Source organism: Caballeronia sp. LZ032, from assembly GCF_031451315.1.
Taxonomy (GTDB): Bacteria; Pseudomonadota; Gammaproteobacteria; order Burkholderiales; family Burkholderiaceae; genus Caballeronia.
The window spans coordinates 1-13063 of record NZ_JARUXP010000009.1 but is presented as its reverse complement, the minus strand read 5'-3'; the positions used below and the strand labels follow the sequence as shown (position 1 = coordinate 13063).

Below are 13063 nucleotides of genomic sequence, written 5' to 3'. Positions count from 1 at the left end.
GAGCGCTTGAAGATTCGTATGTCCGGAGTGTATATGAATCGGCTGCGCCGACCGGGGCGCACTACATCGGTTTCAGGCCAAGGAATTCGGCGACGATCTCCGCCTGGTTCTCCAGCAGATGCCGTCCCAGGTGCGTGCGATGACCGCGCTCTTCAGCCCGTCGCAGCAGCGGTGTCCGTTCGGGCTTCATGATGATGTCGGCCACGAGCACGTTGCGGTCGAGTTGTTCGATGGAGAAGGGCAACGCATCGCCTTCGGCCATGCCGCAGGGCGTCGCGTTGACGACCATGTCCACGTCAGCGGGTTGCGAGTCTCCCGCCGCGACGTTCACCTGCGGATAGGCCTGCGCGATCTCCGTGACGAGCGCGTCCTGCTTCGCCCGGTCCACATCGATCAGGCGCAGCGACTTGACGCCTGCGCTGGCAAGCGCGTGCGCCAGCGCCTTGCCCGCGCCGCCCGCGCCGGCCTGGAACACGGCCATGCCGCGCGGTTCGTGGCCCTGCTTGCGCAGGCCGCGCGTGAAGCCTTCGCCGTCGTACATCTCGCCGATCCACTCGCCGGATTCGGCGCGGCGCATGCAGTTGATCGCGCCGACCTTCTGCGCGATGGGCAGCAGCCGGTCGACCCAGCTGGTCATCGCAATCTTGTGCGGCACCGTGACGACGATGCCGTCGAGATTGGCGATGCGCTTCAAGCCGGCAATGGCGGTTTCGAGCGATGCCGCGGGAATCTGCATCGGCACGAGCACCGCGTTCACGCCCATGCGCTGGAAGATGGCGTTGAACACCAGCGGCGAGCGCGCTTGTGCAATCGGATCGCCGACGATGGCGAACAGGCGTGTATCGCCGCTGACAGCGGCATTCAGGGCAGAAGTCATGATGGCGAACCTGGGTTGACGGGCATGGGTTGGCGGGCGGCCGACGAAGCGATCAGCGCATCGATCAGCACGTGGACGTCCAGCGCGCTGCGCAACGAGGCGACCGGTTCGACGCCGCGCATCGCGGCATCGACGAAGCTGGACATCACGGCCCGATGCGCGTGATGCGAGAACGCCATCGGGTCTGCGCCGGAGCCGAGCGAAGCTGTCTCGCCTTCTTCGAGCGCCGAGCCGTCCATGTATTGCACGCTGAGCTTGCCGCCGCCGAGCGTGGCGCTGCCCTTGCTGCCGCTGATCTCGATGCGTTCGGGAAAGCCGGGATAGATGGCCGTGCTGGCATGCAGCGACGCCACACAGCCGCTGCGATAGCGCATGACGCCCGCCACGGTGTCCTCGCACTCCATCCGGTGCGCGGGACTGGTGACCGCATAGGCGAAGACTTCGTCCGGCAGTCCGACGAGCCACAGGAACAGGTCCAGCGTATGAATCGCCTGGGTCATCAGCACGCCGCCGCCGTCGCGCGCGAGCGTGCCGCGCCCGGGTTCATCGTAATAGGACTGCGGACGCCACCACGGCACGGCCACGCTGGCGCTGTGAATCGCGCCGAGTGCGCGTGCATCGAGCAACTGGCGCAGCTTGCGCGATGCATCGCGCGTGCGGTGCTGCAATACCGCCGCCGCGACGATGCCATGTTGTTCGCAACACGCGACCAGTTCGCGTGCGCGCGACGTGGTGACGTCGATGGGCTTCTCCACCAGCAGGTGCTTGCCCGCCGCCGCGATCCGTGCGCCGAGTTCGAGATGCGTGTTCGGCGGAGTCAGCAGCAGCACGCCGTTCACGTTTTCGTCGTTGAGGGCGGTGTCCAGATCCAGCGTGACGCGGGCGTGCGGCAAGCGGCTCGCGAATGCGTCCGCCCGTTCCGCCGAGCGCGCCACGACGTGGCGCACGCTTACCCGGTCCTGCAAGTCGAGCAGACCCGCCAGATGCGGCGCGGAAGCCATGCCCGCGCCCACGACGGCAATGCCAAAGCCAGTCTCGTTCATAGAATGTCTCCGTGAGAAGACATTAAGGTAGATCGATCTAATTGTCCAGTAGGCTTAACGCCGACTGTGCGATTCGTCGCGTGTACGAGAGACTTACCGGGTGTATTTCGCGAGCACCACGCGCGAGAACGAGTTCATGAACTGTTCGACGCGCTCGAAGCCGCCCGCGTCCTGTGCGAACACCGAGAGGCTGTCGATCAGATGCGTCAGCAGAAGAATCAGGTCTTCCTTCGGCGTGTCGCGTTTCAACTCGCCGCTGCGGCTTGCTTGTTCGACGGCCACTTCGACCGCCGCGTGAATCTCGGTAGTGAAGCCCGCGAGGGCCGCGCGTGCTTCGTCGGTCAGCACGTCGCTTTCCATGCGCAGGCGTCCGATCAGGCTCCACGGCTTGCGCGTCTTGCCGCCCGGGTTGTATTTGCGGAACAGGTTGCGGTTGTAGCCGATCTCAGCCTGCAACTTGTCCTGCAAGGAAAGCGTTTCATCGAGCCAGATCTTCTTCTGGCCTTCCGTGGCGCCCGCCACATAGTCCTTCACCACTTCCTCGACGAGGCTGTTCTTGTTGCCGAAGTGATAGTGGATGTTGGTCGTGGTGATGCCGAGTTCCTTGGCGATCACGCCAAACGTGGTCTTGTGATAGCCGTGCGCGATCAGGAGCCGCTTCGCCAGGTCCTTGATGCTGTCGTACATCGACGAGCGCTTCGGTGCGGCGGCGGCCGGGTCGCCCTTGCCGGCCTTGGTGGCTTTCGCGGGCTTCGCGGGTTTCACGGCGCTTGTGGTCTGACTCAACGTGGCACCTTGGTGAGGATCGGAGGGTTGACTGGGCCTCACACGGGGCAAAGAAACGGGCGTGGCGGGCGGGGACCGGAGCGTGCCGTGGGCAGCGATCCGGCACTTTTCAGCGGCTGATTTTACACGACCCTCATTCTTTTCCCGTTGCCGCCCTCGCCTGAAAAAGGACTGCGCCGCCTTCGTTCGCTGCACCTCAAATTTCCGTTGCCTGACGCCTGAGATTGATGATAATGTCCGCTCAAGCTACTTACTAGTAAGTAAGTATTAGGGGAAACGCGAAGAGGACAGGCTGCCCTGGCGGCCGACAAAAGAGGAGGCGCGATGCAGGAGAACATGGTGATGCGGCGTCACGGCGCGGTGGCCGAGATCGTCATCAACCGTCCCGAGAAAATGAATTCGATGACGCCCGGGATGACGCAGGCGCTGCTCGGGATCCGTCAGGACATCGAGCGCGATGCGGCGATCCGCGTCGTGCTGCTGCGCGGCGAAGGCGAGCGCGCGTTCAGTGCGGGCAGCGACCTGCATTCGCTCAAGACTTACCAGACGGCATGGGAGTTTCGTGCACGCACCGACTACGCGATGGTGGTGCGCGACTTCACCAAGCCCGTCGTCGCGGCCTTGAAGGGCTGGGTGCTGGGCGGCGGCCTCGAGATGATGCTCGGCGCGGATATCCGGGTTGCCGGCAAGAGCGCGAAGTTCGGCGCGCCCGAAGTGCTGCGCGGCTGGGTGGGCGGCGGCGGTGCGTCGCAGATGCTGCCGCGTCTCGTCGGCTATGGACAGGCCATGCGTCTGCTATTGACGGGCGATACCATCGACGCCGGCGAAGCGCGTGATATCGGGCTGGTCGAGATGGTGGTGGAAGACGCGGAAGTCGTCGACAGCGCCATGGCGCTGTGCCGCAGGATGGCCGAATTCAGCCCCATCGCGACGCAATCGGTCAAGGCCGCCGTGCGCGCGGCGCTGTCGATGAGCGTCGAGCAGGGCATCCGCTACGAGAACGAATTGACCTCGCTCTGTTTCGCGTCGGGCAATTACGAAGCGGGCGCCAACGCCTTCGGCAAGCGCACGAAGCAAGGCTGACAGCAAGGCTGATTCATGCAGCAGTACCGTCCGCCGCAACAGGCGGAGGGATTTCCGTCAACGTGCACCGCGAGGCCGCGGTGTCGCACAAAATCAAAAGCGAAGCAGGAGACAGCGCCATGCAACCAGCACACGCGCAGAAGGCAGACCGCAGGAACATCCGACGCGCCGTGTTCGCGTCGACCCTCGGCACCATCATCGAGTGGTACGACTATGGCCTGTACGCTGCGGCGTCGGGCCTCATCATCAACAAGCTGTTCTTTCCGCAACTCTCGTCGCTGGCCGGCACGCTGGCCGCGTTCGCGACCTTCGCGGTGGGCTTCATCATTCGCCCGCTGGGCGGCATCGTCATCTCGCACATCGGCGACAAGTACGGCCGCAAGCCGGCGCTCGTGTTCTGCGTGACCATCATGGGGGCGGCCACGGTCGGACTGGGGATACTGCCTACCTGGCAGCAGGCGGGCATCATCGCGCCTTTGCTGCTGGTGCTGATGCGCATGATGCAGGGCTTCGGCGCGGGCGCGGAACTGGCGGGCGCCATCACGCTGATCGCCGAATACACGCCGCCGAGCCGGCGCGCGTTCTTCACCTCGATTCCGAACGCGGCCACCAACTTCGGCGTGATGATTGCGATCGCAACTTTTCTGCTGATCTCGTATGTGCCCGAGGACATCCTGTTCTCGTGGGCATGGCGCGTGCCGTTCCTGCTGTCGCTGGGGCTGTTCGGCGTCGCCATCTACATTCGCTCGAAGCTCGATGAAACGCCCGAGTACGTCGCCGCCATGGAAAAGGCCAGCAAGAAGGCCAAGGCGGAGAGGGTGCCGTTGGCGCAACTGTTCCGCAACAGCCGGCGCGAACTGCTGTGCGGCTTCTTCGCGATGGGTGGCCATCAGGCGCTCAGCTACGTGCTCAATACCTTCGCGCTCAGTTACATGACCAACACGGTCGGCATGGCGAAATCGGACAGTCTGGTGGTGCTCATCATCGCGCTGTTCTTTTCATTGTTCTGTGCGCCGGTCGGCGGCATGCTCGCGGACCGCTTCGGCAGCGCCAACATCTTCGCCGCCGGCGCGATGATCGCCCTCGCGCTCGTGTATCCGCTGTTCCTCGCGATCGATTCGAAGGACGTCGTGCTCGCCACCATTGCGATGAGCGCGGTCTATGGCATCAGCTGGGGCTGCACCTGCGGCGCGCAGGGGGCGTTCCTGGCCAACCTGTTTCCCACGCAGTACCGCTTTTCAGGCATCGCGATGTGCCGCGAGATGTCCGGCGCACTCATAGGCGGGCCGACGCCGTTCATCGCCACCGCGCTGGTGGCCTACGCGAACGGCAAGCCCACCTACGTGATGGTGTTTCTCGCGGTCTTCAGCTTCCTCACGCTGATTGCGGCGCTGCTCGGCAAGCAGCTCTCGCGTCATCGCGACGATGAGCCCGCCTTGCCGGAAGCGCGCACGGCGGCGTGACGAAGGCGAACACGCCTGGACACTGAAATCGACACACAGAAACAAGCGGAGTTGAAACCATGCAAATCTTGACCGCCGACCAGGCTGCATCCCTGCTCAAGGATGGCGATACATTGATGATCGGCGGATCGGGGAGCGGACATGCCGTGCCGGAAACGCTGATCGAAGCGCTTGAACGGCGCTTTCTCGCGAAGGGCGAGCCTCGTCAGTTGACGTCGGTGCATCCGGTCGGTCTGGGCGATCGCGGCGAGCGCGGCGCGTCGCGGCTCGCGCATGCGGGCCTGCTGAAGCGCGTCGTGTGCGGCACGCTGGTTGATTCGCCGCCGCTCGCGCAGATGGCGCTGAACCAGGAGATCGAGGCGTGGACGCTGCCGCAAGGCGCGCTTTCGCTGCTGACGCGCGAGATGGCGGCGGGGCGTCCAGGGCTCATCAGCCATGTCGGCCTGCACACCTTCGTGGATCCGCGCAATGGCGGCGGCATTCAGGGCGCGCCGAGCGACGACAAGCTCGTGAGCCTGATCGAACTCGAAGGCCGCGAGTGGCTGTTCTACAAGCCCTTCGAAGTCGATGTCGCGTTCCTGCGCGGCACCACGGCGGACGAGGACGGCAACATCTCGATGGAACATGAAGCCGTGTTCGGCGACATGCTCTCGATGGCGCAGGCCACGCGCCGCAACGGTGGCTTGGTCATCGTGCAGGTCAAGCGGCTGGCGAAGCGCGGCACCCTGCCGGCCAAGACAGTGAAGATTCCCGGCATGCTGGTGGATGCCGTGGTGATCGATCCCGAACAACCGGTGACCTACCAGACCGCCTACGACCCCGCGTTCACCGGCGAGATGCGCATTCCGCTGGAAGGCTTTCCGCGCTTGCCGCTCGACGAACGCAAGATCATCGCGCGGCGTCTCGCGATGGAACTGCGCGTCGGCGCGGTGTGCAATGTGGGCTCAGGCGTGTGTACCGGCATCGGCCTTGTTGCGGCGGAAGAAGACGTGCTGCATCACATCGTGCTGACCAACGAGCAAGGGCTGATCGGCGGCGCGCCGGCGGCCGGACTCGATGCGGGCGCCGCGCGCAACTACAGCGCCATCGTCGACATGCCGTATCAGTTCGACTTCTACGATGGCGGCGGTATCGACATCGCGTTTCTGTCCGCCGTCGAGATCGATGCGCAGGGCAGCGTCAACATCAGCCGCTTCGCGAACAAGCTGATCGGCGTGGGCGGCTTCATCAACATCAGCCAGAACGCGCGCAAGATGGTCTTCGGCGGCACCTTCACGGCGGGCAGCCTGAAGGTGGCGTGCGAAGGCGGCCAGTTGCAGATCCTGAAGGAAGGCACGCATCGCAAGTTCGTGTCGAAACTGCAGCAGGTGTCGTACAGCGGACCGTATGCGCAGGAACGCGGCCAGATCACGTTGTTCGTGACCGAGCGCGCGGTGTTCCGCACCATCGACGGCGCGCTCGAACTGATCGAAATCGCACCGGGCATCGATCTCGAACGGGACGTGCTCGCGCACATGGCGTTCCGTCCGGTCATCTCGCCGGACCTGAAGCTGATGGATGAGCGCCTGTTCCGTCCCGAGCCGATGGGCCTCGACGCCGCGATGGACGAACAAAGCTGGCCGTCGCATCCGCGGCTCGCTGCGTTCAGGGAGCAGCAGTCGTGACGAAGCATGCGCAAGAGGGACCGCGCATCGGCGGATCGACACGGCTGTTCGGCATTCTCGGCAACCCCGTCACGCAGGTGAAGACGCCGCAGCTGATGAACGCGCTCTTCGAGACCGGCGGCATCGATGCAATCTGCCTGCCCTTCGATGTCCCCGTGAACGTGTTCGAGCCTGCCGTCGCAGGTCTTCAGGCTCTCGGCAATCTCGATGGCCTCGTGGTCACGGTGCCGCACAAGGTGCGCGCGATGTCGATGGTCGATGAAGTCTCCGACACCGCCCGCCGCGTCGGCGCGCTCAATGTGATGCGCCGCCAGCCCGATGGCAGCTGGTTCGGCGACCTGTTCGACGGCACCGGTCTCGTGCAGGGGCTGACGCGCATTGGCTTCGAGGTGCGCGGCAAGCATGTGAAGCAACTCGGCGCGGGCGGCGCGGGCGCGGCCGTCGCCCATGCGCTGGCGGAGGCCGGCGCGGCGAGCATCGCGCTGAGCGATCCGCAGCGCGAGTTGCCCGAGCAATTGTCGGCGCGGCTGAATCGCTACTACCCGGCGTGTCCGGCGAGCGTCGATGTCGATCCCGCCAATCTCGCGGGCGTGGACGTGCTGATCAACTGTTCGTCTGTCGGCATGAAGCCGGGCGACGGCATGCCCGTCGCATTCGGCGCGTTCGCGCCTGCGCTTAAGGTGGTGGACATCATCATGACGCCCGCTGAAACGCCGCTGCTGAAACATGCGCGGGCGTGCGGCTGCCGCGCGACCAATGGCCAGCCGATGATCGAAGGACAGCTCGCGGCCTTCGCGACGTTCTTCGGCATCGAGATGCCTGCGTCGTAACCGAACCTTCAAGCCTTCGACATCATGCAAATCGTTCTTCCGGCCGCTTCCGGCCAGTTGGAAAACTATCGGCTCACCGGCGACCCGATCGGTGGGGCGCCGATGGGCGCGAAGTTCAACCGCATCGCTTATTCAGCGGCGCACGTCGTGGCCGATCCGCTTCGGAGCAGCGAGCTGAACCAGCCCGCCGTGCTCGACTGGACGCGCACGATCGAATACCGGCGCTACCTGATCGGTCAGGGACTGGGCATCGCCGAGGCCATGGACACCGCGCAGCGCGGCATGGGCGTGACGTGGGATACCGCGCGCGAACTCGTCGAGCGCACGATGCAGGAAACTCGCGATCTGCCCGGCGCGCTGATCGCCTCGGGCTGCGGCACCGATCATCTTCCGGCGCACGAGGCCACGTCCTGCGACGACGTGATCCGCGCCTATGCGCTGCAACTCGACGCCATCCAGCGCACCGGCAGCCGCGTGATCCTGATGGCGAGCCGCGCGCTGGTGCGTGTGGCGCGGCATCGCGACGATTTTCTGCGCGTGTATCGCGAGGTGCTGGCAATGTGCTCGCAGCCCGTGATCCTGCACTGGCTCGGCGACATGTTCGATCCCGAGCTGAAAGGCTACTGGGGCAGCAACGATCTCGACGCAGCCGCCGATGTCTGCCTCCAGGTGATCGCGGACAATGCGCACAAGGTGGACGGCATCAAGATCTCGCTGCTGGACGATGCACGCGAGATCGCTTTCCGGCGCCGCCTGCCGGAAGGCGTGAAGATGTACACGGGCGACGACTTCAACTATCCGTCGCTCATCAAGGGCGACGAGCAGGGCTATTCGCATGCGCTGCTCGGCATCTTCGATGCCATTGCGCCCGCTGCATCGCAGGCGCTTGCTGCACTGGCCGCGGGCGACGCCGCACGCTATGACCGTCTGCTCGAACCTACGGTGGCGCTGTCGCGGCACATCTTCCGCGCGCCCACGCAGTACTACAAGACGGGCGTCGTATTCCTCGCGTACCTGAACGGATTCCAGCCGCACTTCTTCATGCCGGGCGGACATCACGGCGCGCGTCCGCCGCTGTATCTCGCGGACGTGTTCCGTCTCGCGGATGCCGCGAACCTGCTGCGCGAGCCCGAACTCGCTGTGCAGCGCATGCGGCTCGTGATGCAGACCTTCGGACTATGAGCGGAGACACGCATGGAGACGCTTGAGAACCGGCTGGACCGTTGTGCGATCAATACCGCGACACTCGGACATCGCGAGCCGCTCGATGTAACGCTCGAACGCGTGGCGCGCGCCGGCTTCGGCGGCGTCGCGCCATGGCGGCATGAAGTGGAAGCCATGGGCGTTGCCGCCGTGGCGCGCAAGCTGCGGGCGCTGCAACTCACGGTGACCGGCTATTGCCGCTCCACATACCTGACGGGCGAAACGCAGGCCGCGCGGCGCGCGAGCATCGACAGCAATATCAAGGCGCTGCACGAGGCGGCGGAACTCGAAGCGCGCTGCTTCGTGATGGTGGTGGGCGGTGTGAGCGCGAACGGGCGCGATCTTCCGGGCGCGCGTGCGCAGGTGGAAGAGGGCATCGCCGAGTTGCATGCCGAGGCGCGCAAGCTCGGCGTGCCGCTCGCCATCGAACCCTTGCATCCAATGTACGCGGCGGAACGCGCCGTCATCAACACGATCGGGCAGGCGCTCGCGCTGTGCGAGAAGATCGCGCCGGGCGATCCGTCGATGCTCGGCGTTGCCATCGACGTCTATCACTGCTGGTGGGACCCGCTGCTTGCGGAGTCGATCGCGGCGGCGGGACGCGCGCAACGGATCCTCGCGTATCACGTGTGCGATTGGCTCGCCGACACCAGCGACATGCTGCTGGACCGCGGCATGATGGGCGACGGCGTGATCGATCTGACGGGCTTTCGCGGTGAGATCGAACGCGCGGGTTACGCGGGCATGGTGGAAGTCGAGTTGTTTTCGCGCGACCGCTGGTGGAAGGTCGAGCCGGACGAAGTGCTGAAGGTGTGTGCGCAGCGCCTGCAAACGGTCTGCTGAAGGCGACCGCTCATCACCAACAATGGAGACAACGACGCTCATGGAAGTACGACAGGATACCGATGCCATCGCCCAAGGCCGTGCGCTCGCGCCCGGCATGTACGACCTCAGCGACATCGAGGCCGGCGACCACTTCGCCACCTCGGGCATGACGGTCACGGAAACGCACGTGGTCAATTTCGCGGGCGTATCGGGCGATCTCTACGATCTTCATCTCGACGACGTCGCGGCCCAGGAAGCCGGCTTTCCCGGCCGCATCGCGCATGGACTGCTGGGACTCGCGCTCGCCGACGGCCTCAAGACCCGTTGCGCCGTCCGCCTGAAGGGACTGGCGACCTTGAGCTGGAACTGGTCGTTCCGCGCGCCGCTGATGATCGGCGACCGCATTCATGTCGAGGTCGAAGTGGTCGCGAAGCGGCCGACCAAGCGCGCGGATCGCGGCATCGCGACGCTCAGGCTCAAGGTGCTGAACCAGGCCCGCGAAGTGGTCCAGGACGGAGAAACGCTGCTGCTGATGGCGAACCGGACCTGAACCGCCGCGTTCAGCGGCCGTCAGTCACGGCCGTCGAATCGCGCACGATCAGACACGGTTCGATGGTCACGTGCTCGATGTGATCCTTCCCGCCCAGCATGTCCACCAGCTTCTGCATCGCGACCTCCCCGATCGTCTCGCTCTGCGTGTCCACGCTCGTCAGCGTCGGCGCGGACAGTTCTCCGTAGGGAATGTTGTCGATGCCGGTCACGGCGACATCGTCGGGCACGCGAATGCCGAGCGCACGCGCCGCCTTGATGAAGCCGAGCGCGATCAGGTCGTTGTAGCAGATCACGGCCTGCGGACGGCGCGGTCCCAGCATCACGCGCGAACACGCATGCTCGCCGGCGCGGCTGGTCGGTGCGTGAGCGTCGTGTACGTCGACTTCGATACCGGCTTCCGCAAGGCCGTCGCGCACGCCGGCAATGCGCGCAGCGTTGATCTGCGCATGACCGAAACCCAGATAGGCGAAGCTGCGAAAGCCGCGCTCCAGCAAGTGCCGCGTGAGCATGTAGGTTGCGAGGCTGTTGTCGATGCCCACGCTCGAGATAGGCAAGGTCTCGCTGTGCCGGAGCATGACCAGCGGTCTGTCGAGATCGAGCAGGCCGGCAGCTCGACCATGCGTTTCGCGCACTGGAGGCGCAGGCGGAGGTTCAGGTGATCGTGCTGCGCGCGAGCGGCGAGCATTTCTGCCGCGGCGGAACCGATGCGTGCCGCCCTGCGGGTCACGCGGCGGACTGGAAGACCGACGCGCCCGCGCGCTGCACCAAGCCCGTGATCGCCGCATGCCGGGGCTATTGCTTCGGCGCCGGGTTCGAGCTGGCGCTCGCATGCGACTTCCGCATCGCGACGCAAACCACGCTGTACGCTTTTCCTTCGGATCAGGTCGTGCAGATTCCGGGCGCCGGCGCATTGCAGCGGCTGGCCGGCATCGTGGGCGGGGGACGGGCGCGGGACATCCTGATGCGCTCGCGCTATGTCAGCGGCTCGCAGGCATACGAATGGGGACTGGCGACCGATTTCGCCGTGGATAGCGATCTGGAAGGCGCCACCGATCTGCTGGTGCAGGAACTGCTGCCGCTTTCGCCTTCGGTGCAGCGCGCCGCGAAGATGTTCTTCAACGAGATCGACGACGAACCCGAGCCTCTCGCGTTGGCTCCTGCTATCGAAGCCTGTACCTGAGGCTCGGGTCTGTTCAGCTGCGCAGGAATTCGAGCAGGTCGGCGTTGACCTTGTCGGCGTCGGTGGTGCACATGCCGTGCGGCGCACCCGGATACACCTTCAGGCTCGCGTGACGCAATAGCTTCGCCGACAGCACGACCGTTTTGCCGGCGCCCCAGTCCTTGAAGAAGATGCGCGTGCCGTCCTTCGCCGTGACCGAATCGACCGATGCATTGCCCGGCGTCCTGTGTGCAGACGCCACGCGTTCCGCCGCCGATGCCAGCGGTACCGCCGCGGCCGCCATCGCGGCGATGGCGGTGCCGGCGCTCACGGTGAGCATGTTCCGGCGTTCGATCATGGGTGTGTCGATCAGCTTTGCCACAGTGTCCTCGCTGGATGCTGCTGTGAGTTCAGTCAGGACCGGGGCTTGAGCGCGTGAACACGCGAGTGATTCGGGTCCCGGGTCTCGGAGGGCAGTCACCTTCAAGAGCCGGGATCATGCTAAGTCGGGAAACCCTTTTCGTTCTTTCGGCAATGCACGCAATTCGCCGAAACCGCCTTGAGTTGACGGACCGTCAGGCCAGCAGCCGCGTGATGAGTTCCGGCGTCGCGCGCACGCCGTATTTGCGCAGAAGGCTCGCCCGATGGATATCCACCGTGCGCGGGCTGATGTTGAGTTCCTTGCCGATCTCCTTGCTCGTCAGGCCATGCACGAGACAGGCGGCGACGTCGCGCTCGCGTTCCGTCAGCGTGCTCGTGACATCGGGCGGCTTGGCGCTGTCCGAAAGATCCGTGAAGGTCCAGACGGCAAGCTCGAAAGGGCGTTGCGGGTTATAGCCGAAGCCGCGCACGGTGACCCAGAAATGACTGCCGTCGATGCGCCGCATGATGCGGTCGTCGCTGAAGACCGCGCGCTTCGCGATCAGCGGTCCGAGACGGTGACCGGTGCTCGCGAAGTCCTTTTTCTGCGGGTAGAGCTTGGAGAACGACTGATCGACGATATCGCCGCGTTCCGCCCGGAACAGTTCGAGCGCGCGTGCATTGCAGTCCACCATGATGCGCTCGCGGGCCACGATCACCGCAACGGGCAGATGCCGGAAAAGATCTTCATAGTCCAGCTTGGACGTCGTCTCGCTCGGGTTCGGCATGATGGCGTGCATTGGGTGTACACAGGCGTCGGGATTGTACGCCCGCGCGACTGGCCAGCACGTTCAGACGTTCCACACTTCGCCGAAGAAGCGCATCCAGTTCTCGCCCATCACCTTCTTGATGCGCAACTCGCTCCAGCCCGCGCGTTCCATCGCGGCCGTCAGGTTCGGAAACTCGCCGATGGTGCGGATGCCTTCCGGATTCACCACCTTGCCGAAGTTCGTCAGGCGGCGATAACGGCCCTTGTCGTGCGTAATCCAGTCGAAGAACTCGGTGCTGTAGCCCTGCGTGAAGTCGGTGCCGATACCTACTTTGTCTTCGCCGATCACATCGATCGTGTATTCGATCGCTTCGAGATAATCCTCGACGGTTGCGTCCGGGCCTTTCTTCAGGAACGGCGAGAACATCGTCACGCCGACGAAGCCATTG

13 protein-coding genes and 2 pseudogenes are annotated in these 13063 nt (G+C 64.9%); 8 read left to right on the top strand and 7 right to left on the bottom strand.

The features are described from left to right. Nucleotides 1-61: 61 nt before the first annotated feature. The 3 genes from QCE69_RS37745 to QCE69_RS37735 all read right to left on the bottom strand — a co-directional run bounded on the left by QCE69_RS37745 (nt 62) and on the right by QCE69_RS37735 (nt 2706). Nucleotides 62-877 carry a shikimate dehydrogenase gene (locus tag QCE69_RS37745; protein ID WP_309935936.1) on the bottom strand — a complete coding sequence of 272 codons (816 nt, stop codon included), beginning with the start codon at nt 875-877 and terminating at the stop codon, nt 62-64. Then, nucleotides 874-1920, bottom strand: coding sequence for a Gfo/Idh/MocA family oxidoreductase (locus QCE69_RS37740; RefSeq protein WP_309935935.1), 1047 nt, complete (start codon nt 1918-1920; stop codon nt 874-876). Before QCE69_RS37740 ends, QCE69_RS37745 begins: the two co-directional genes overlap by 4 nt. Nucleotides 1921-2013: 93 nt before the next feature. Beyond that, a complete protein-coding gene (locus QCE69_RS37735; protein WP_309927628.1) occupies nt 2014-2706 on the bottom strand; it encodes a TetR/AcrR family transcriptional regulator in 693 nt (230 codons plus the stop codon). Nucleotides 2707-3030: 324 nt separating this feature from the next. Here QCE69_RS37735 and QCE69_RS37730 point away from each other — a divergent pair, with 324 nt between their 5' ends. The 7 genes from QCE69_RS37730 (at nt 3031) to QCE69_RS37700 (ending at nt 10324) form a co-directional block, all read left to right on the top strand. Beyond that, complete coding sequence (locus QCE69_RS37730; protein ID WP_309927625.1) at nt 3031-3789, top strand: enoyl-CoA hydratase/isomerase family protein; 759 nt, start codon at nt 3031-3033, stop codon at nt 3787-3789. A gap of 119 nt (nt 3790-3908) precedes the next feature. Beyond that, nucleotides 3909-5252, top strand: a complete 1344-nt coding sequence (locus QCE69_RS37725; RefSeq protein ID WP_309927623.1) for an MFS transporter — start codon at nt 3909-3911, stop codon at nt 5250-5252. A 59-nt stretch (nt 5253-5311) separates the two neighbouring features. Further along, nucleotides 5312-6916, top strand: a complete 1605-nt coding sequence (locus QCE69_RS37720) for a CoA-transferase (protein ID WP_309935934.1) — start codon at nt 5312-5314, stop codon at nt 6914-6916. Further along, nucleotides 6913-7746 (top strand): shikimate dehydrogenase, encoded by an 834-nt coding sequence (locus tag QCE69_RS37715; protein WP_309935933.1) that lies wholly within the window; start codon nt 6913-6915, stop codon nt 7744-7746. Before QCE69_RS37720 ends, QCE69_RS37715 begins: the two co-directional genes overlap by 4 nt. A gap of 24 nt (nt 7747-7770) precedes the next feature. Further along, complete coding sequence (locus QCE69_RS37710) at nt 7771-8928, top strand: dihydrodipicolinate synthase family protein (RefSeq protein WP_309935932.1); 1158 nt, start codon at nt 7771-7773, stop codon at nt 8926-8928. 12 nt (nt 8929-8940) lie between these two features. Further along, nucleotides 8941-9792: a sugar phosphate isomerase/epimerase family protein gene (locus QCE69_RS37705; RefSeq protein ID WP_309935931.1), complete on the top strand. Its 852-nt coding sequence runs from the start codon at nt 8941-8943 to the stop codon at nt 9790-9792. Between the two features lie 40 nt (nt 9793-9832). Next, on the top strand, nt 9833-10324 hold the full coding sequence (locus tag QCE69_RS37700; protein ID WP_309927607.1) for a MaoC/PaaZ C-terminal domain-containing protein: 492 nt from the start codon (nt 9833-9835) through the stop codon (nt 10322-10324). A gap of 10 nt (nt 10325-10334) precedes the next feature. Here the strand turns inward: QCE69_RS37700 and QCE69_RS37695 are convergent. Further along, nucleotides 10335-10937: pseudogene (locus tag QCE69_RS37695) on the bottom strand (LacI family DNA-binding transcriptional regulator); the annotation flags it as partial. A gap of 44 nt (nt 10938-10981) precedes the next feature. Between QCE69_RS37695 and QCE69_RS37690 the strand changes: the two are divergent. Next, complete coding sequence (locus QCE69_RS37690; RefSeq protein ID WP_409021278.1) at nt 10982-11506, top strand: enoyl-CoA hydratase/isomerase family protein; 525 nt, start codon at nt 10982-10984, stop codon at nt 11504-11506. 13 nt (nt 11507-11519) lie between these two features. On the opposite strand, the pseudogene QCE69_RS37685 reads toward QCE69_RS37690, so the two are convergent. From QCE69_RS37685 to QCE69_RS37675, 3 genes and pseudogenes are all read right to left on the bottom strand, one after another. Further along, nucleotides 11520-11639 (bottom strand): annotated as a pseudogene (locus tag QCE69_RS37685) (alpha/beta fold hydrolase); the annotation flags it as partial. Nucleotides 11640-12060: 421 nt separating this feature from the next. After that, on the bottom strand, nt 12061-12633 hold the full coding sequence (locus QCE69_RS37680; RefSeq protein ID WP_309927602.1) for a PAS and helix-turn-helix domain-containing protein: 573 nt from the start codon (nt 12631-12633) through the stop codon (nt 12061-12063). Between the two features lie 63 nt (nt 12634-12696). Beyond that, nucleotides 12697-13063, bottom strand: a 367-nt coding sequence (locus QCE69_RS37675; RefSeq protein WP_309935930.1) for a membrane dipeptidase, incomplete at its 5' end; no start/stop codon positions are given.

Coding starts and splice junctions, on each gene's coding strand:
- QCE69_RS37745 (WP_309935936.1), bottom strand. CDS start 877: ATGACTTCTGCCCTGAATGCCGCTGTCAGCGGCGATACACGCCTGTTC.
- QCE69_RS37740 (WP_309935935.1), bottom strand. CDS start 1,920: ATGAACGAGACTGGCTTTGGCATTGCCGTCGTGGGCGCGGGCATGGCT.
- QCE69_RS37730 (WP_309927625.1), top strand. CDS start 3,031: ATGCAGGAGAACATGGTGATGCGGCGTCACGGCGCGGTGGCCGAGATC.
- QCE69_RS37725 (WP_309927623.1), top strand. CDS start 3,909: ATGCAACCAGCACACGCGCAGAAGGCAGACCGCAGGAACATCCGACGC.
- QCE69_RS37720 (WP_309935934.1), top strand. CDS start 5,312: ATGCAAATCTTGACCGCCGACCAGGCTGCATCCCTGCTCAAGGATGGC.
- QCE69_RS37710 (WP_309935932.1), top strand. CDS start 7,771: ATGCAAATCGTTCTTCCGGCCGCTTCCGGCCAGTTGGAAAACTATCGG.
- QCE69_RS37705 (WP_309935931.1), top strand. CDS start 8,941: ATGGAGACGCTTGAGAACCGGCTGGACCGTTGTGCGATCAATACCGCG.
- QCE69_RS37700 (WP_309927607.1), top strand. CDS start 9,833: ATGGAAGTACGACAGGATACCGATGCCATCGCCCAAGGCCGTGCGCTC.
- QCE69_RS37680 (WP_309927602.1), bottom strand. CDS start 12,633: ATGCCGAACCCGAGCGAGACGACGTCCAAGCTGGACTATGAAGATCTT.